At 67.3% G+C, this 19,008-nt stretch carries 17 protein-coding genes; 7 read left to right on the plus strand and 10 right to left on the minus strand.

What is annotated here, in order from left to right; translation table 11 throughout:
- Window positions 1-73 precede the first annotated feature (73 nt).
- The 7 genes from ACJH71_RS21995 to ACJH71_RS22025 all read right to left on the minus strand — a co-directional run bounded on the left by ACJH71_RS21995 (window position 74) and on the right by ACJH71_RS22025 (window position 6,758).
- Entirely contained in the window at window positions 74-946 is an 873-nt protein-coding gene (locus ACJH71_RS21995) for an endonuclease domain-containing protein (RefSeq protein WP_406760102.1), read from the minus strand.
- A gap of 126 nt (window positions 947-1,072) precedes the next feature.
- Window positions 1,073-1,645, minus strand: a complete 573-nt coding sequence (locus tag ACJH71_RS22000) for a pentapeptide repeat-containing protein (protein WP_406760103.1) — start codon at window positions 1,643-1,645, stop codon at window positions 1,073-1,075.
- 7 nt (window positions 1,646-1,652) lie between these two features.
- Window positions 1,653-2,255 (minus strand): GTP-binding protein, encoded by a 603-nt coding sequence (locus ACJH71_RS22005; protein WP_406760104.1) that lies wholly within the window; start codon window positions 2,253-2,255, stop codon window positions 1,653-1,655.
- Window positions 2,233-2,640: a DUF742 domain-containing protein gene (locus tag ACJH71_RS22010; RefSeq protein WP_406760115.1), complete on the minus strand. Its 408-nt coding sequence runs from the start codon at window positions 2,638-2,640 to the stop codon at window positions 2,233-2,235. The genes ACJH71_RS22005 and ACJH71_RS22010 overlap by 23 nt, the downstream gene beginning before the upstream one ends.
- Before the next feature lie 17 nt (window positions 2,641-2,657).
- Window positions 2,658-3,101, minus strand: coding sequence for a roadblock/LC7 domain-containing protein (locus ACJH71_RS22015; protein ID WP_406760105.1), 444 nt, complete (start codon window positions 3,099-3,101; stop codon window positions 2,658-2,660).
- Window positions 3,101-5,995: an ATP-binding protein gene (locus ACJH71_RS22020; protein WP_406760106.1), complete on the minus strand. Its 2,895-nt coding sequence runs from the start codon at window positions 5,993-5,995 to the stop codon at window positions 3,101-3,103. Before ACJH71_RS22020 ends, ACJH71_RS22015 begins: the two co-directional genes overlap by 1 nt.
- 430 nt (window positions 5,996-6,425) lie before the next feature.
- Window positions 6,426-6,758, minus strand: a complete 333-nt coding sequence (locus tag ACJH71_RS22025) for a DUF732 domain-containing protein (RefSeq protein WP_406760107.1) — start codon at window positions 6,756-6,758, stop codon at window positions 6,426-6,428.
- A gap of 270 nt (window positions 6,759-7,028) precedes the next feature.
- On the opposite strand from ACJH71_RS22025, the gene ACJH71_RS22030 reads away from it, so the two are divergent.
- The 4 genes from ACJH71_RS22030 (at window position 7,029) to ACJH71_RS22045 (ending at window position 9,277) form a co-directional block, all read left to right on the plus strand.
- Window positions 7,029-7,481, plus strand: coding sequence for a tRNA (cytidine(34)-2'-O)-methyltransferase (locus tag ACJH71_RS22030; protein ID WP_406760116.1), 453 nt, complete (start codon window positions 7,029-7,031; stop codon window positions 7,479-7,481).
- Window positions 7,482-7,603: 122 nt separating this feature from the next.
- Window positions 7,604-8,320 (plus strand): DUF1326 domain-containing protein, encoded by a 717-nt coding sequence (locus ACJH71_RS22035; protein WP_406760108.1) that lies wholly within the window; start codon window positions 7,604-7,606, stop codon window positions 8,318-8,320.
- 45 nt (window positions 8,321-8,365) lie between these two features.
- The gene (locus ACJH71_RS22040) at window positions 8,366-8,770 is read left to right on the plus strand and encodes a hypothetical protein (RefSeq protein ID WP_406760109.1); all 405 of its coding nucleotides are present in this window, start codon (window positions 8,366-8,368) and stop codon (window positions 8,768-8,770) included.
- A 24-nt stretch (window positions 8,771-8,794) separates the two neighbouring features.
- Window positions 8,795-9,277, plus strand: a complete 483-nt coding sequence (locus ACJH71_RS22045; RefSeq protein ID WP_406760110.1) for a hypothetical protein — start codon at window positions 8,795-8,797, stop codon at window positions 9,275-9,277.
- Between the two features lie 61 nt (window positions 9,278-9,338).
- Here ACJH71_RS22045 and ACJH71_RS22050 read toward each other — a convergent pair whose 3' ends face one another.
- Complete coding sequence (locus ACJH71_RS22050) at window positions 9,339-9,986, minus strand: nitroreductase family protein (protein WP_406760111.1); 648 nt, start codon at window positions 9,984-9,986, stop codon at window positions 9,339-9,341.
- Window positions 9,987-10,121: 135 nt separating this feature from the next.
- Entirely contained in the window at window positions 10,122-13,397 is a 3,276-nt protein-coding gene (locus ACJH71_RS22055; RefSeq protein ID WP_406760112.1) for an error-prone DNA polymerase, read from the minus strand.
- Window positions 13,398-13,510: 113 nt separating this feature from the next.
- On the opposite strand from ACJH71_RS22055, the gene ACJH71_RS22060 reads away from it, so the two are divergent.
- Both ACJH71_RS22060 and ACJH71_RS22065 read left to right on the plus strand, forming a co-directional pair.
- A complete protein-coding gene (locus ACJH71_RS22060) occupies window positions 13,511-13,942 on the plus strand; it encodes an MmpS family protein (protein WP_308484141.1) in 432 nt (143 codons plus the stop codon).
- A complete protein-coding gene (locus ACJH71_RS22065) occupies window positions 13,939-16,836 on the plus strand; it encodes an RND family transporter (RefSeq protein WP_406760113.1) in 2,898 nt (965 codons plus the stop codon). Before ACJH71_RS22060 ends, ACJH71_RS22065 begins: the two co-directional genes overlap by 4 nt.
- Window positions 16,837-16,845: 9 nt before the next feature.
- Here the strand turns inward: ACJH71_RS22065 and ACJH71_RS22070 are convergent, their stop codons facing one another.
- Window positions 16,846-17,709, minus strand: coding sequence for a universal stress protein (locus ACJH71_RS22070; RefSeq protein ID WP_406760114.1), 864 nt, complete (start codon window positions 17,707-17,709; stop codon window positions 16,846-16,848).
- Between the two features lie 88 nt (window positions 17,710-17,797).
- Here ACJH71_RS22070 and otsB point away from each other — a divergent pair, with 88 nt between their 5' ends.
- Complete coding sequence (otsB, locus tag ACJH71_RS22075; RefSeq protein WP_406760117.1) at window positions 17,798-18,910, plus strand: trehalose-phosphatase; 1,113 nt, start codon at window positions 17,798-17,800, stop codon at window positions 18,908-18,910.
- Window positions 18,911-19,008: the final 98 nt, after the last annotated feature.

The raw sequence follows: 19,008 nt of genomic DNA on the forward strand, positions 1-19,008 counted from the left end.
CGGCTCAAGCGCTAACGGTGCCCCCCCCCCCCCCGCTTCCGGGCCCCGTTCGTCGGCCGCACACTCAACGCCGTCAACGCACAATGAACGCTGGCCGATAGTCGCGGGACTGCAGTGCCTGACACACCCGCCGCACGATCTCGGGAGCATGGTCGCCGGCTACCACCCGGATGACGATCCAGCCCATCCGGGCCAGCCTCTCAAGCCTGATGATGTCCTTGCGCCACTGCAGGCTGTCGACCTGATGATGTTCGCCGTCGTATTCAGCGGCCACCATGACGTCCGGCCACCCCATATCCAGGTAATAAGTGACATCGGCGGTCGGAACCGGGATCTGAGTCCGCTCCGGGGGTAACCCGGCGTCGGTCAGCAGTAGCCGCAGGTAGGTCTCCCGGGGCGACTCCGCACCCCGGTCGACCAGACCCAGCGCCCACTCCAACTGCCGCAGCCCACGCATGCGGCGATGACGCAGGGCCAGCGCCGCGACGGCGGCGACATCAAGACGAGTCGCCCGAGCCAACGCATCGAGCCGCGCGACCGCTGGCCGTGGCCGTTCGTGGCGGCCGATGTCGAAGGCGGTGCGCTCGGGTGTGGTGACGAGCATGCCGCTGTCCTGGCCGGTCAACGTCTGTACCTCGTCGTCAAGCAGGGTCTCGCGCCGGCTGATCACGCCGCCCGGCGAACGCGGGTTCGCATGCACCAGCTCGACCGGCACGTCGTCGTCAACCCATCTGGTTCCGTGCAATGCCGCGGCCGCCGCACCGGCGACGATGCCGCGCCGCCCTGACCACAGCCACGCCGCGATGGTGCGCTCACCGAGCCGCAACGACGCCTGCCCGGGCGCGTAGACGCCCGGGTGCGCGGCCCGATAGTGGGTCCGCAGCCCGTGCCGATTCAGCCGTCCGGCCGCCAGTGCCTCACTGCCAATGAACGGTTCTCCCTCCACGATCGATGAGCCTCGCCGTGTCGGGCAACCAGCGCCATTCAGCTATCCACAGGTGATTGAGTGCGCGGCGACGGCGTTGAATGTGCGGTGAGGTCGGCAGCCGCGAGACTGTGTGTCGTGCTGGCGTCAGCGCCCGTCGGATTCGCTGTCCAGGCGCAGTCCGTGCGCGGCCGCATACGTCATGGCCTGGGCGATGTCGATCCGCGTGCCGGTCAGCGATGCCGTGGTCCACAGCGTGGGATCGACCCGCGCACCCCGCAGGTCCGCCTCGTCCAGCCGGGTGCCAACAGTCCGGGCGCCGGTCAGGTCGGCGCCGCGCAGTATCGCTTTGCGCAGGTCTGCCTCCACCAGGTTGGCTTCTCGGAGCCGACAACCGCTCAGGTCCACCGCCCGTAGGTCACTGCCGCCGAGCCCGGCCAGGGTGAAGTCCACCTCGTCGAACACCAGCGGCCGCATCCGGCACTGCACGAACTGCGAGCCCAGCATGCTGCACCCGATGAACTCGGAATGCCACAGCGAGGCCCGCTCGAAGCGACAGTTGCGGAAGGCCGACCCGCGGTGCACCGACTCGCCGAAGTCGGCCCCGGTGAAGTCGCACTCGTCGAACACCGCCCGCTCGGTGCGCAGCCGCGAAAGGTCCGCATCGCGAAAGTCGTGACCGGAGAACTCGCATCCGGTCCACTCTGGGGCGGCGCTCAAGCCTGCCTCAACCGTGCGAAGCCAGGGTGGACAGCGCGTATTCGCTGATCGCGATGAGCGCGTCGCGGGCCGACCGGGGGTCACGTGCGTCGACGCTGATCACCGGAATGTGTTCGGGCAGAGCCAGGGCCTTGCGCACCGCGGCGACCGGATAGCGCGGCGCGCCGTCGAACTCGTTGACCGCGATCAGGAAGGGCAGGTTGCGGTGCTCGAAGAAGTCCACGGCGGCGAAGCTGTCCTGCAGCCGGCGGCAGTCGACCAGGATGATCGCGCCGATCGCGCCGCGCACCAGGTCGTCCCACATGAACCAGAACCGGCGCTGGCCCGGCGTACCGAACAGGTACAGCACCAAGTCGTCGGCCAGCGTGATGCGACCGAAGTCCATCGCCACCGTGGTGGTCCGCTTGTCGGGGGTGGGCTCCAGGCCGTCGATACCAGCCGAAGCGTCGGTGACCAGCGCTTCGGTGCGCAGCGGCATGATCTCCGAAACCGTGCCGACGAAGGTGGTCTTGCCGACCCCGAATCCACCGGCGATGACGATCTTCGTCGACGCCGAGTCTCTGGGAGCTGCGGGCCTACCCGAGGGCCTATCCGAGCGCTCGTAGGCCACGAAGGGTCCTTCCTATCAGGTCTCGGCGTTCCTCCCGGGTGGATGCCTCGGTCAGTGTGGCGCGCACCCGAAGGTATCCCGACGTGACCAGATCACCCACCAGGACGCGCGCGACGCCCAGCGGCAGGTTCAGTTTGGCGGAGATCTCGGCGACCGACGGCGCCCCCTGACACAGTTCGACGATCCGGCCGCGCGGATCGCTGACCGGCCATTGATTGGGCTGGGCTACTCGCAGGGTCTGCACTGGGGCCTCCAGCGGCAATGGCACGTCGGTGTGGGTCCGCCCGGCGGTCAGCGTGTACGGGCGGACCAGGTTGGCCTCGGTTTCCAGCGTGTACAGGGGTTCTGGCGCCTGCGGGCGCGCCCAGCTCTCGGGGATGTCCATCACCATTCACCGGCACCTCACGGGTGGCCGCCCCGCGACGGCGCCGATCGACGCGACGACTGGACCACAGCTCCGACTCGTTCCACCAGAACCGCCATCTCATACCCGATCTGGCCGATATCGCAGGAGGTGCTCGCCAACGTCGCCAGGTGCGAGCCGTCCCCGACTCGCATCAGCAGCAGGTAACCGTGCTCCATCTCCACCACCGACTGCAGCACCCGGCCGCCGTCGAACAACTGCGACGCCCCGGTTGCCAGGCTGGCCAATCCGGACGCCACCGCGGCCAACTGGTCGGCCCGCTCGGTGGGCAGGTGCTCGCTGGCCGCCACCGTCAGACCGTCGACCGACACCAGCACCGCGTGCGATACCCCGGGCACCTCGCGGGCGAAATTGGATACCAGCCAGTCCAACGAGCTTTCGGCGGTACGGCGCGCTGCGGTGGGATCGGTTGGGAAAGTCATTACTGGTTCTGTCCCTGGTCGGTGTCGAAGCCCGTTTCTGAGCCTTTGTCTCGGCCGTTCTCCCGGGAGTGCGATCGTGCGGCGTGCACCCCGCCGAAGTGGCTGCTGATCGACGTGCGGATAGCCGCGGGGTCCCGTTCCAGTTGCTCGTGGGCGGGCTCAGGCGGCACGCCGTTCGATGTTACCGGCTGTTCCGGGGAAGCCGGATCGTCCGCCGTGGCATCGGGGTCGTCCTGCACCGCCGGCGGCTCCTCCGCCACGGCCGAGCCGGGAACCAGTCGAGCGCCGGGCTCACGGACCGGCAGGCCGTGTTCGGTGTGGTCGACCACCGGCACGTTCTCCGCTTCGGCGGCCACCGACCAACCCCGGTCCCACACCGATTGCCAGTCCAGGTCGGCGCGCAGGCTGGCCTCGTTGGGGTCATTGCCCACCGACTCCGAGAGCATCCGCTGGTAGATCGAGTCGGTCTCGGGCTCGGCGGCCTCGGAAGTTGTAGCGCCGACTCGGGAGCGCGCCGCGAAATACCCCGACGTGTCAGCCGGAGCAAACGTTTCGGCCACCGGTTCAGGCGCCCGCTGCGGGCCCGGGACCGGTGCGCCCGCCTGCCCCCCGCCCTGCTCCTCGGCTTCCCACCACGGTTGCGGCAGCTCGCGGCGTCCGCGTTCGGCCGCCGCCGGTTGTGCTGGCGGTTCTGGTTGTGCTGGCTCTTCTGAGGGCACACCGGTGATGCCGCTGGACCCCGGGGTGCGCCGCGGCAGCAGCGAGACGACGGGACCGGGCTCGGCTGTGTCGACGTCCTCGGCGGGCTCATAGGACTGGTAGGGCTCGGGTTCGGGCTCGTAGTCGTACGGTGCGGCTTCGTACGGTTCGGCTTCGTACGGTGCGGCTTCGTACGGTTCGGGCTGCGCCGGCTCGGCGGGGGCGAAATACGGCTGGACGGCCGGCGCGAGCATCGGCGATCGCTCGGACTCCACGGCGGGCCTGACGGTCAGCAGATGCGGCGGCAAGTACACCTCGGCGGTGATACCGCGAGATCCCTGCGACGCCGGGAAAAGCCGGACCTCGATCTCGTGCCGGGCCGCCAGCCGCGAGATCACGAACAGGCCCATGTGGCGGGCGTTCTCCGGACTGAACTCGCCGCCGGCCGCCAGCCGCATATTGGCCATTCGCAGGTCGGCGTCGGTCATCCCCAATCCGACGTCGACGACCTCGACCACTACCCCACCGTCGTTCTCGAAACCGGCGACCACCCGCACCGGCTCCGTCGGCGCCGAATAGCGCAGCGCGTTGTCGATCAGTTCCGCGAGCAGGTGCACGCAATCCGCCGCGGCGCCGCCGATCACGGTGGTGTCGGGCACCAGCACGGTCTGCACCCGGTCGTAGCCCTCCACCTCCGAGGCGGCCGCGCTGATCAGGGTCGCCAGCGGAACCGGCCGGCCCCGCTCGTGCGGAACCCGGGCACCGGCGAGCACCAGCAGGTTTGCGCCGTTGCGCCGCATCCGGGCGGCCAGGTGGTCCAGCCGGAACAGGCTCTCGAGCCGGTCGGGGTCGTCCTCGTTGCGCTCCAACCGGTCGATGAGGGCCAGCTGCTGGTCCACCAGGGACCGGTTGCGCCGCGACATCGTCTCGAACATCTCGTTGACCAGGCGACGCAACCGGGCCTCGTCACCGGCGAGCAGCAGCGCTTGGGCGTGCAGTTCGTCGACGGCGTGGGCGACCTGCCCCACCTCCTCGGTGGTGTAAACGGGCAGCGGGGCGGGGTCGCGGTCTGAACCGGGCACGCCGGCACGCAACCGGGCGATCTCCTGTTCCAGGTCGGTGTGGGCGACCTGCAACGCACTGTCGCGCAGGGTGCGCAGTGGGCGCACCAGCGAGCGCGCCACCAACCACACCGCCAGCAATGTGGCGGTGATCGCGGCCAGCACCAGCACGATGTCGCGCAGGGCGGCGGCGCGCCGGTCCGCGGCCCGGTCTTCCACCGCCGCGGTGACCGCACCGGTGTTCTCACTGATCAGCCGGGCGGCGATCTGGTCGGTGGTACGGATCGAGTCGCGCAGCACCGGATTGTTGGGCAGCACCTGTTCGGGGTCGGACATGATCGACATCCGGGTCACCAGCTGCTGTTGCAACGATTTGGCCTCCGGGGAGTCCACGCCGAGCACCTCGGACATCCCGAACAGGGTCGACGGCTCGGTACCGGCCAGCGTCATCATCGAGCTGCGCAACTCGGGATCGGGAAGCTCGCCACCCCGATTGACCAGCAGTTCCTGCATCATCATCTGGCCTCGTGCACCGACCGCACGACTGAGACCCTCGGTCTGAGCCCGGATCCGCTCACTGTCCACCCGCACCGACCCGTTGATGGCGTCCTCGGCGGTCAGCAGGATCGGCGCGTAGCCGGTCACCTCGTCTCGCAATCCCACACCGGTGGTCGAGACCAAGCTCAACAGCCCCTGGCCACGCTCGATCAGCGTCTCCACCCCGGAGCGGACATCGGTCGCCACATCGGTGTGCGACAGCCGGGACTGAAGCTCGTACTTGCGGTTCTCGAAGTTCTTTCGGGCACCCTCGGCGTCGCCGTCGGAGGACGCGGCCACCAGCGCGTCGCCCAGCGCCGACATGTAATTGGTGACCGCCGGGATCATCTCGGCGCGGTCGGCGACCAGACGGAGCCGGTTGGCCTCAGTGAGCGCATTGGAGATCCGCAGCCCGCCGAAGAGCCCGGCCAGCGCCAGCGGCAGCAACGCGATCGCCAGCACCTTCCACCGCACCGGCCAGTTGCGTACCGACCACCGCGATGGGCGTTTTACCGCCGCAGCCTCCGGCTGATGGGCGTCCTCGGCCGATTCGTCCAGGACCTGGTCCACCCCTTCTGGGTGGTCAAAGAGCGTCACCGGTCAGTGGCCGATTCGCCGACCGCTCGGCTGAAATTCACCGTCTGCGCCTCATTCATCGGACTCTCCGGGGACATCGCACCCGCACAGCGGGTTGCGGTGCGTTTCACGGCATAGCAATTCGACGAGTATGACAGTCGACTGCAGGCATGACCAGAATTTTTACTGAACAGAACACTTTCCGAGACCTTCGCGTGTCTTGGCGAACTCTGGTCGAGCAAACAGACCGAGAAGCCATGATCGCCCTCTAATCCGGGCGTTGCCCTGCGAGACAACCCACTGGAGTACTTCGCAGAGGTCACCGAGAACGTGCCACCGCGTCGGCGGTCGCGTCACACAACCGAATAAACGCAGGGCACTAGACCCCGGCGAGCCGGGTCTAGTGCCCTGCAGAAAGAAAAGGCCGCGCCATAACAAAGGCGCTAGCCCCTCAGCACAAATGCTCCTGCGCGGCTGTTATGAAAATCCGATAATTATCCTGAGCGGCCGGGAGCGTGGTTGCAACCATCTGGTCTGGCGTCAACCCCAGCTGCAGCTGGTTGCACACGTCGTGACCGTTCGCGATTGCCACGTCCGGACGCGTGATGAGACCCGGCGCCAACGGGTGTCCTGTCGCACCGAAACTCATGGCCGACCAACCGTTTTCGCGCAATGCATCAACGAAGGTCTGCTCATCGGCGTGAGCTGCGGGCGCAGTCAGAACCCCAACCGAGAGTCCTATCGCTGCAATGGGAGCAACCACCCCCGCTTTACCAAAAGGCATTTCGATTCCCTATTCTTTTTGTGATCGCTATGGTTCGGAATGCGAGATTACCGCGCCCGGACAAGGTGCGCGATTTGTCCGGGGAATTCATCTCGAAGCGAAAGCCAAAGTTCAGTTTTCGACAGCCATTGCGCGAGTTTGTCACGCCGCCGGGACGCCCCGGACCGGCGCGGCAATCCGCGCCGGGCATAGCCTGCCTGGTACCGCAACGACCGGAGGTCGGTCGCTTCCCACTTGCTGTCATACGAGGATGCTGTTGTGTTCAAAGTGATGTTCTATTCGCCCCGCATCCCGCCCAACACCGGCAACGCGATTCGGATGGTGGCGGCGACCGGCGCAGAGCTTCATCTGGTGGAGCCCATGGGTTTCGACCTGTCCGAACCAAAGCTTCGGCGGGCCGGCTTGGACTATCACGATCTGGCTTGGGTGCGGGTGCACGCGTCGCTGCCGGCGGCATGGGAGGCGCTGGGCGACGCTCGGGTGTTCGCGTTCACCGCCGGCGCCCACATCCCCTACACCGATGTGAGCTATCAGCCCGGCGACGTGCTGATGTTCGGCCCCGAACCCACCGGCCTGGACGAGGCGACACTGGCCGACCCACACATCACCGCGCGAGTGCGCATCCCAATGCTGGCCGGGCGGCGGTCACTGAATCTGTCGAACGCCGCCGCCGTCGCGGTCTACGAGGCGTGGCGCCAGCACGGGTTCGCCGACGGGGCGTAGCCACCTTCAGCCCAACCTCCGAGTGAGGCCGTTCCCCGACGTACTTGTCACCGCTCGGCGAGACCGTGTACCGTCCTGTCTATACCCATACCCCCTATGGGTATAGACAAAGGGAGGAACTCATGACGTCGGCGACGGCAGTGGATTGGCACTTGCGAGGCGAGTGGTTTGACGTGTGCAGCTGCAAACTGCCCTGCCCGTGCAGTTTCGCCCAGGAGCCCACCCACGGAGACTGCCTGTTCACCCTGGTTTGGCAGGTCCACGAGGGGCACTACGGCGACATCGACCTCGCCGGCCTGGGCGTGATCGCCCTCGGCGAGTTCGAGGGAAACATGTGGGTCGACGATCCCGACGCCACGATGAAATTGATGTTCTACATCGACGCCAAAGCGGACACCGACCAGCGCTACGCCCTCGAGCGCATCTTCACTGGGAAAGAGGGCGGTTGGCCGGGCGAATTCGGCAGCCTGATCGGCACGCTGGACAAGATCGAGTACGCGCCGATCACCTTCGAAGCCGCCGATGATCTGGCGTACTGGCGCGCGGAGATACCGGGCAAGGTCGACGTACGTGTCGAGGCGCTCACGGGCCCGACGTCGGATCCGAACCGGCGGGTCACCACCGCCAACGCACCAGGCGCGGAGGTCGGCCCGGGCCAGGTGGCGACGTGGGGCGTAGTCAAACGCGACCAGGCAAAGGGTTTCGAGTACTCCCACGAATACCGCGGCGGCTCAAGCAAACACTTCCCCTTCGACTGGCAACCGCACGCGGATAGCCCAGGAGCCCAGCAGGACAGTGCGGGCGTCGACAGCCGTTCAGGTTGCCATTGCGGCACCTAATGCACCGTAGAAGAAGCGATTTCACCACCACTGAAAGGAAAGACGATGGGAATCTTCCGCAAATTCAGCACCAAGTTCGGCGAGCACAAGCGCCGAGCTGCCACCACGTTGGCCTTCACCGGCATCGCGGTGGCAGTCTTCATCGCCGGAGCCTGGGCAGGATCCTCCGGAGCACTCACCTTGGGCCAGACTCCGGCTATGACGTCGCACGCCATGCACGCACCCGGGGCCAACGGCCATGAGCCCGAGGAATCATGCTGCGACAAGCCGATGCCCGCCGGCGAGATGGGCCCGGGCATGAAGAAGCACGGCGAGATGGGCCACGACGAGATGGGCCCGAACATGAAGAAGCACGGCGAGATGGCGCGCGACGAAATGGGGTCGAACAAGCCTATGAAGCCGGGCATGCCCATGCACAAGTCGGACAAGAAGTGCTGCGACAAGCCGTGATTCGCGACCGGAAAGGGAGTTTTCGTGCTTGACACCATCTATGGCCTGCCGGCGCATCCGCTGCTTGCACACCTGGTTGCGGCCTTGGTTCCCGTGACCGCCCTACTGGCCGTACTTGCCGTGCTCTGGCCCGGCGCACGACGCCGCATCAGTGGCGCCGCGTTGTTCGTCGCGGTGGGCACGCTGATCGCGATCCCGCTGACCACCACGGCCGGCAGCTGGCTCCAGCAACGGGTGATGGGAGGTGAGATCCTCCAGCGTCACGCCGCGTTAGGGTCTCAGCTGGTCCTCTGGTCCGCGCTGCTCACCATCGCCATGATCGGGTGGTGGGCGCTGCATACCCCACTGTTTGCCGACGAAGTGGGCGCGATGTCACCGGCGATCCGTCGCATCGGCATCACCGTCACCGGAGCAGGCACTCTGGTATTCGCGGCCGTGTCGACGTGGCTGGTCGTCCGCATCGGCCACACCGGCGCCCAGTCGATGTGGGGCGGCATGGGATGTTGACGATAGGTGTTGGGTTCGCTTGTCCCGGAACCTGGTTGGGATACTCACCCAGACCCGGACCTCACCAACTGTCCCAGTGCGCCACCTGCTCGGCCGGCAGCCGCTTGGCCGGCTTGAAGTCGGTGCCCTTGGTGTAGGCGATCGGGAACAGCCCACCCTGGCTGTACTTCTCGTAAGGAATGCCGAGGACGTCGGCGGCCTGCTGCTCGCCGTCCCCGAGCAGGTGCAGGGTGGTCCAGCAGGAACCCAGTCCACGGTTACGCAACGCCAGGCAGTAGCTCCACGCAGCCGGGAACAGCGACGCCCAGAACGATGCGCCGAACCCCAGCGACGCCGTCTCAGGCTTGCCCTCCAGGCAGGGGATCATCAGCACCGGTACGTCCTGCAGGTTCTCGGCCAGATATCTGGCCGAGCCGCTGACGAACTCCATCCGCTCACTGCGCACGTCGCCCTCGCCGTAGTCCGGCTTCATCCGGTTCAGATACGGCATGGCGTTCGCGCGGTAGATGTCGGCAAGCGCCTGCTTCTTGACCGGGTCGGTGACGAACATCCACTGCCAGCCCTGAGCGTTGGATCCGGTGGGTGCCTGCAGGGCGATCTCGAGACAGTCCATCAGCACCTCGCGGGGAACCGGCTTGTCGAGGTCAAGCCGCTTGCGGACCGATCGGGTGGTGGTCAGGACTTCGTCGGCGGACAAGTTGAGGTTCATGGCCTGGAGGTTACCGCCGGGCTTGCTGCGGCGGTCCAGCTTCGGCTCTCCTGCGTCGAACCTCGCTGACCGCCGGGCTTGCTGCGGCGGTCCAGCTTCGGCTCTCCTGCGTCGAACCTCGCTGACCGCCGGCGGCTACCGAAAGTCCCGGGAGCGCGAACTCACAGTCAACTCAAGGGCGCCCAGCCGGTCGGCCAGCACGGTGACCGCCCCGCTGGCGTTCTGCACCCGTCCGCGGATCAGCAGTGCCGTCGCGGTCTGCGCCAGCCGTCGATGCCGAGCCCACACCCCCGGTGTACACAGCACGTTGACCATCCCGGTCTCGTCCTCGAGGTTGACGAACGTGATTCCGCGGGCGGTCGACGGCCTTTGCCGGTGCGTCACCGCCCCGGCCACCAGCACCCGGGTGCCGTCGGGAACCGCGGTCAGCCGCACAGCCGGAATCACCCCGAGCGCATCGAGGTCGGCGCGCAGGAACTGGGTCGGGAAGCTGTCGCAGGAGACCCCGGTGGCCCATACGTCGGCAGCCGACAACTCGATCTCGCTCATCCCGGGCAGGGCCGGGGTATGCGTCGCGACCCCCACCCCGGGCAGCCGGTCCGGCCGCTGCCCCGCCGCAGCCCCGGCCGTCCACAGCGCCTCTCGGCGTGACACGCCGAAACCGGCGAACGCGCCGGCCGTCGCCAACGCCTCAGTCTGGGGCACTGAAAGCTGAACCCGCGCAGTCAGGTCCAGCATCGAAGCGAATGGGCCATGGGCCTCGCGGTCGGCCACCAGCCGCTCGGCGAGGTCGGTTCCGATGCCACGGACGGCACCCAGCCCGAGCCGGACCTGCGTTCCGGCTTCGGCCAGCGTGGCGTGCGCCAGACTGGCGTTGACGTCTGGTCGATGCACAACGACGCCGTGCCGGCGGGCATCGGCAACCAGCGACTGCGGCGAATAGAAGCCCATCGGCTGGGCCCGGAGCAGCGCGGCGCAGAACGCCGCCGGGTAGTGCAGCTTGAACCAGGCCGAGTAGAACACCAGCGACGCGAAGCTCATCGCATGACTCTCCGGAAATCCATAGTTGGCAAAGGCTTCCAGCTTCTCGTAGATCCGATCAGCCACCTCGCCGGTGATGCCGTGACACTCGGCCATGCCGGAGTAGAACCGGTCGCGCAACCGGCGCATCCGCTCCGGTGACCGTTTGGAGCCCATCGCGCGGCGCAGCTGGTCGGCTTCGCCCGCGGTGAACCCGGCACAGTCCACCGCCAGCGTCATCAGCTGTTCTTGAAACAGCGGAATTCCCAAGGTTTTCTCCAGCGCCCTGGCCATGCACGGATGCTCATAGGTCACCGGGTCGATACCGTTGCGGCGGCGAATATAGGGATGCACCGATCCGCCTTGGATCGGCCCGGGGCGGATCAGCGCCACCTCCACCACCAGGTCATAGAACACCCGTGGGCGCAGCCTCGGCAGGGTGGCCATCTGCGCGCGCGACTCCACCTGAAATACCCCGACCGTGTCGGCGCGCGCCAGCATCTCGTACACCGCCGGCTCGGACAGGTCGATCGCGGCCAGGTCCACCTCGACACCGCAATGCTGCGCCACCAGGTCGATCGCGTAGTGCAATGCCGAGAGCATCCCCAGCCCCAGCAGGTCGAATTTCACCAAACCGATTGCCGCGCAGTCATCTTTATCCCACTGCAGCACGCTCCGTCCGGGCATCCGGGCCCATTCCACCGGGCATACGTCGGCGATCGGGCGGTCACAGATCACCATGCCGCCGGAGTGGATGCCCAGGTGCCTGGGCAGGTCGGCGACCTGGTTGGCCAGCTCGATCACCTGTTCGGGGATGCCCTGCAGATCAGAGTCCTCCCGGCCGGGCGGGCCCCATCGACTCAACTGCTTACTCCAGGCGTCCTGCTGTCCCGGTGAATAGCCCAGCGCGCGGGCCATATCCCGCACGGCACTGCGTCCCCGGTAGGTGATGACGTTGGCCACCTGGGCGGCGTGATCTCGACCGTATTTGCCGTAGACGTACTGGATCACCTTTTCACGCTCATCCGACTCGATATCGATGTCGATGTCGGGCGGGCCGTCGCGGGCCGGAGACAGAAAGCGCTCGAACAGCAGTCCGTTGGCCACCGGATCCACCGCGGTGATACCGAGGGCGTAGCAGACCGCGGAGTTGGCCGCCGATCCCCTGCCCTGGCACAAGATGTCGCTGCGCCGGCAGAACTGGGTGATGTCGTGTACCACCAGGAAATATCCGGGAAAACCAAGCTGGGCAATGACTTCCAGCTCACGCTCGATCTGGGCGTAAGCGGCCGGCATGCGCTCGGGCGGGCCGTAGCGCCCCACCGCGCCGTCCAGGGTGAGCCGCCGCAGCCAGCTGTCCTCGGTGTGACGGTCCGGGACGGCAAACGGCGGCAGCCGTGGGGCGATCAGCGTCAGCGGAAAGGCGCACTGTTCGCCGAGTTCGGCTGCCGCCGGCACGGCCGCCGGATGCGCCGCGAACAATCGGGCCATCTCGGCGCCGGACCGCAGATGCGAGCCGCCCAGCGGAGCCAGCCGGCCGGCGGCGACGTCCAGCGACTGGCGGGCGCGCACCGCACCCAGCGCCATCGCCAGCCGGCCCCGATCCGGCCGGGCGAAGTGCGCGCCGGTGGTGGCCACCAGCCCCACTCCGAACCGGGGCGCCAAACCGGCCAGCGCAGCATTGCGCTCGTCGTCGCACGGATCGGAGTGCCGGGTCAGCTCCACACTGACTCGCCCGGCCCCGAATCGGTCCACCAGATCGGCCAGCGCCGCGGCGGCCGCATCCGGGCCGCCGGTGGCCAGCGCGTGGCGAACGTGCCCCTTACGACAGCCGGTCAAGATGTGCCAGTGCCCGCCCGCCGCCTCGGTCAGCGCATCCAGATCGAAACGCGGCCTGCCCTTCTCGCCGGCCAGGTGCGCGGCGGCGATCTGCCGCGACAACCGCCGGTAGCCCTCCGGGCCGCGGGCCAGCACCAGCAAGTGCGGGCCGGGCGGGTCCGGGTCGTCGGTGCGCGCCACCCTCCCAAGCGACAATTCGGCGCCGAAGACGGTGGCCATATCCAGCTCGGCCGCAGCCTCGGCGAACCGCACCACCCCGTATAAACCGTCGTGATCGGTCAGCGCGATCGCCCGCAGGCCCAGCCGGGCAGCCTCGGCGACCAGTTCCTGCGGGTTGCTGGCCCCGTCCAGAAAGCTGTACGCCGAGTGCGCGTGTAACTCGGCGTAGGGCGGAAAAGACACTGTTCGCCCAGTCGGCCGCAGCGGCTCGACCTGCGGAGACGGCGAGCCGTGATCGGTCGACACACCGGCCGAATTACCGGTGTGACGAGGCTTACCATCTAGAACACGTTCTATTTCCGCCCAGCTAGACGGCCCGCTGCTCCAACTCACACCTTCCAAGATATCGAACATATGTGCGAAACACCCTGGGATGGGTGTGAAAAAGAACTTTGATGCACTAATCTGTGTCAGTTCCGGCACGATGCGAAAGGGCCACTGCTTTCATGTTCGGCGCTCTCAGACGCGCGTGGTTACCCCTACTCATCGTCATAGTCGTCGCGGTGGGGGGGTTCACTGTGCAGCGAGTCCGCGGCTATTTCGGAGCCGACGACAGCGGCAATGGGACCGTCCCGTTCGAGGACACCAAGCCGTTTCACCCCAAGGTCGTGGTCTACGACATCTTCAGCCCGGACGGCACCTACGCCGACATCAACTACCTGGACCTCGATGCCACCCCACAGCGGATCGACGGCGCCAGCCTGCCGTGGTCGCTGACCCTGTCGACCACCAATCCGGCGGTGAGCCCCAACATCGTCGCCCAAGGTGACGGCGCCACCATCGGTTGCCGCGTCACCATCGACGGCGTCATCAAAGAAGAAAGAATCGCCACCGGCCCCGTGAGCGCCCAGACCTTCTGCATTGTGAAATCCGCATGAGCAAGCACACCAGCGACGACACCCCGACCGAAACGCTGCCGGCCGCGCAGCCGCCCAAGCGCGGCGGGATCCCGGCGTGGATCCGCCGGCTCGCGGTACCCATCATCCTGGCCTGGTTGGCGATCACCGTACTGGTGAATGTCGTTGTGCCGCAGCTCGACGAGGTCGGGAAGATGCGCGCGGTGTCGATGGCCCCCCGCGACGCTCCGTCGATGATCGCGATGATGCGCATCGGCAAGGTGTTCGACGAGTTCAAATCGGACAGCTCGGCGATGGTGGTCCTCGAAGGCGACCAGCCGCTCGGCGACGACGCGCACAAGTATTACGACCAGTTGGTCACCAAGATGGAGGCCGACCACACCCACGTCGAGCACATCCAGGACTTCTGGAGCGACCCGCTGACCGCGGCGGGGTCCCAGAGCCCGGACGGCAAGGCCGCCTACGTTCAGGTGTATCTGGCGGGCAACATGGGCGAGACCCTGGCCAACGAATCGGTCGAGGCCGTCCAGCAGATCATCGCCGACACCCCGGCGCCCGAGGGCGTGCACGCCTATGTCACCGGCGGGGCCGCCCTCAACGCTGATCAGCACATCGCCGGCGACAAAAGCCTGAAGATCATCACCGCGCTGACGTTCGTGGTGATCATCACGATGCTGCTGTCCATCTACCGGTCCATCGGCACAGTGCTGTTGGTGCTGGGCATGGTGGTCTTCGAGCTGAGCGCTGCCCGCGGCGTGGTGGCCGTGTTGGCTTACTACAACATCATCGGCCTGTCGACGTTCGCGGTGAACCTGCTGGTGACACTGGCCATCGCCGCCTCGACGGACTACGCGATCTTCCTGCTGGGCCGCTATCAAGAGGCCCGAGCGCTCGGCGAGGACAAAGAGTCGGCCTTCCACACCATGTATCACGGCACCGCGCACGTGATCCTGGGCTCGGGTCTGACCATCGCCGGCGCGACTTTCTGTCTGCACTTCACCCGACTGCCCTACTTCCAGTCGCTGGGCGTTCCGCTGGCGATCGGCATGTTGGTCATCGTGCTGGCCGCCCTCACCTTCGGCTCGGCGGTCGTGGCGGTGGCCAGCCGCTTCGGCATGCTGGAGCCCAAGCGGGCCATGCGAATCCGCACCTGGCGGCGGATCGGCGCGATGATCGTGCGCTGGCCGGGACCGGTGCTGGTGGCCACCACGGCGGTCTGCCTGATCGGCCTGCTCACGCTGCCGGGGTACAAGACCAACTACAACGACCGGCAGTACCTGCCGGACTACGTGCCGGCAAACATCGGCTACGCCGCCGCGGACCGGCACTTCTCCCAGGCCCGGATGAGTCCGGAACTGCTGATGATCGAGACCGACCACGACCTGCGCAACCCGGCCGACTTCCTGGTGATCAACCGAATCGCCAAGCGGGTGTTCGAGGTGCCGGGCATCGGGCGGGTGCAGACCATCACCCGGCCGCTGGGCACGCCGATCGAACACACCACGATCCCGTTCGCGATCAGCATGCAGGGCACCACCCAGCAGCTGAACATGAAGTACCAGCTCGACAGCATGAAGAACATGCTCAAGATGGGCGACGACATGGCGGTCTCTGTCCAGAGCATGAAGGACATGCTCGAGGTCACCCGCGCGATGTCCGAGACGACCCACAGCATGGACCTCAAGATGCACCACATGCTCGACGACATCCAGCGGATGCGCGACTCGATCGCCGACTTCGACGACATGTGGCGGCCGATGCGCAGCTACTTCTACTGGGAGCCGCACTGCTTCGACATCCCGATCTGCTGGTCGATCCGGTCGATTTTCGACGTGATGGACGGCCTCGACCAGATGACCGAGGATTTCGAACAGGTCCTGCCCGACATCGACAACCTCGACCGGCTGATCCCGCGGATGCTCGAGATCATGCCGCCGATGATCGAGACGATGGAAAACATGCGGACCACCCAGCTGAAGATGCAGTCCACCATGGAGGGCCTGCAGCTTCAGATGGAGAAGATGATGGAAGGCCAGAACGCCATGGGCAAGGCGTTCGACGAGTCCAAGAACGACGACTCGTTCTACCTGCCGCCCGAGGCGTTCGACAACCCCGACTTCAAGCGCGGCATGAAGATGTTCCTGTCCCCCGACGGGCACGCGGTGCGGTTCATCATCAGCCATGAGGGCGATCCGATGTCCCCGGAGGGCGTCAGCCACATCGCGCCGATCAAGCACGCCGTGCACGAGGCGCTCAAGGGCACCCCGCTGGAGGGCTCCAAGGTCTATCTCGGCGGCACCGCGGCCATGTTCAAGGACATGAAGGACGGGTCAGCCTACGACCTGATCATCGCCGGCATCGCCTCGCTGTGCTTGATCTTCATCATCATGCTGCTGATCACCCGGGCCGTGGTGGCCTCGGCGGTGATCGTCGGCACGGTGCTGCTTTCACTGGGCACGTCGTTCGGTATCTCGGTGCTGATCTGGCAGCACATCATCGGCCTGGACCTGCACTGGATGGTGCTGGCGATGTCGGTGATCATCCTGTTGGCGGTCGGCTCGGACTACAACCTGCTGCTGGTCTCCCGGATGAAGGAAGAACTGCACGGCGGACTCAAGACCGGCATCATCCGCGCTATGGGCGGCAGTGGCTCCGTGGTCACCTCGGCCGGCCTGGTGTTCGCGTTCACCATGATGTCGATGCTGGTCTCCGACCTGCGCGTGATCGGTCAGGTGGGTTCCACCATCGGCCTGGGTCTGCTCATCGACACCCTGGTGATCCGCTCGTTCATGACGCCGTCGATCGCCGCGCTGCTGGGCCGTTGGTTCTGGTGGCCGCAGCGGGTGCCGTTGCGGCCGAGTCCGGTGGCGCAGCAGGCCGTGGCCCGGGCGAGCGAGCCGGCGTCGGTCAGCTGACGCTGACCGTTATGACGGCGGGCGGACGACGACCACCGGCGTGTGCGCCGACTGCACCACCGCCTGGCTGACCGAGCCCAGCAGCATGCCGGTGAAGCCGCCGCGGCCGTGGCTGCCCAGGACCACCAGCTGAGCCTCCTGGGATTGGTCGACGAGTTGGTCGGCCGGTCGGTCATCGACGACCACCCGGCGCACCGTGACGTCGGGGTAGCGCTCCCGCCAGCCCGCCAACCTTTCGGCCAGGGCCAATTCGGCTTCCGAGGCCATGGCCGCGGTGTCGATGCCGGGGAAGTCCAGCAGTCCGGTGTCGTGCCAGGCATACACCGCGATCAGTTCCACCCCGCGCAGCGAGGCCTCTTCGAACGCCAGCGCGGTTGCGGCCTCCGACACCGGCGACCCGTCGATACCGACGACCACCGGTGCGGTGTCGGGACGCAGATGGTCTTCGTGGATGACCACGACCGCGCAGTGGGCGTGACGCACCAGCGACGAGCTGACCGAGCCGAGCAACAGCCGGCGCATCCGCCCGTGCCCACGCGACCCGACCACCAGGCGGGCGGCCTCGCGACTCATGTCCACCAGCATCGGCACCGTGGAGCCCACCACGGTCTCGGCGGCGACCCGCGTCGCGCCGGCCGCCTCGGCGATCTCGACGGCCTCACGCAGGTGGTGTTCGCCCTGGTCACGCTGCCACTCGGTGTAGCCGGGCGGCATCGGCGTCTCGGGGAACGTCATCACCACCGGGGACGCCAGCACGTGCACCAGGGTGAGCGGCAGGTTGTGCAGCACGGCGTCACGCGCCGCCCAGTCGACTGCCGCGACCGACGACGGCGATCCGTCGACACCGACCAGGATTCCGGGAGTGGACGACATCGGGGCTCTCCTTGTGTTCGGGGAACTCTCTAGACCCCTACCACGCTAATCGGAGCGCGGCTGTGGCACCGTGGTGGACATGGTTGGCATGTCGGTCACGATCGACCCGCGCCGGCATGACGCGGTGCTGTTGCGGCTCGACGGCGGTGCCGACACGGCGGCGCTGACCGAACGCCTGCGAGAGGCCGGGGTGCGGGTGGCCGCGGTGGGCTCCGACAGTTCCGGCGCCGAACTGGTGGCTGCCGCCACCGGGTTGGCGGCGCGACCGGGCCGCTGCGTGGTGCTCACCGACTCCGAATCGGGGGTAATCGCCGCTCGCAGTGCCGGATTCGCCCTGGTGATCAGTGTGGCGCGCGATGGCGGTGACGCAGTGGTGGCTGACCCGAGCGCAGTACAGGTGCGAACCGGTGACCGGCCGATGTCGGCGTTGCCGGATGCGATGACGGCTGCGGAGTTGCGCGGCCTCGACCACCCGGCGGTGTTCTTCGACTTCGACGGGACCCTGTCGGACATCGTCGACGATCCCGACGCGGCCCGGCCGGTGGCCGGCGCGGTGGATGCGTTGACCGCGTTGGCGGCCCAATGCCCGGTCGCGGTGCTGTCCGGTCGCGACCTGGCCGACGTGCGGGCCCGGGTGGGGCTGGACGGGATCTGGTATGCGGGCAGCCACGGCTTCGAGCTGATCGGGCCGGACGGCTCACACCACCAGAACGACGCCGCCGTCGATGCCGTGCTGGTGCTGGCCGCCGCGGCCGGATCGCTCACCGAGCAACTCGGCGCGATTCCGGGAATCATGGTGGAACACAAGCGCTTCGCCGTCGCCGTGCACTACCGCAACGCCGCCAGGGATCGGGTCGGCGAGGTACTGGCGGCAGTGCGCGATACCGGCCGGCGCCGCGGGCTGCGGGTCACGACCGGGCGTGAGGTGATCGAGCTGCGCCCCGAGATCGACTGGGACAAGGGCCGTACGCTGTACTGGCTGCTGGATCGGATGACCGGGGTGGCCACACCGCTGTTTCTCGGCGACGACATCACCGACGAGGACGCATTCGACGCGGTTGCCGAACTGTCGGGCGCCGGAATAGTGGTGCGACACAACGACGACGGCGACCGCGCGACCGCGGCGCGCTACGCACTGGAGAGTCCGGCGCAGGCGGCCGAGTTCACTGCGCAGTTAGCCAAGCACCTGGCCGCCGGCTGACCCTCCCCGGCCCCTCCCCGCCGAGCGTGCATTGCTCCTATGTCAAGCGGCGGCTAGGTCGTGGGTTTGTGGTGGGGTGTGATTGTCGGTGAGCAGGC

It is taken from the genome of Mycobacterium sp. SMC-15, from assembly GCF_045310925.1.
Classification (GTDB): domain Bacteria; phylum Actinomycetota; class Actinomycetes; order Mycobacteriales; family Mycobacteriaceae; genus Mycobacterium.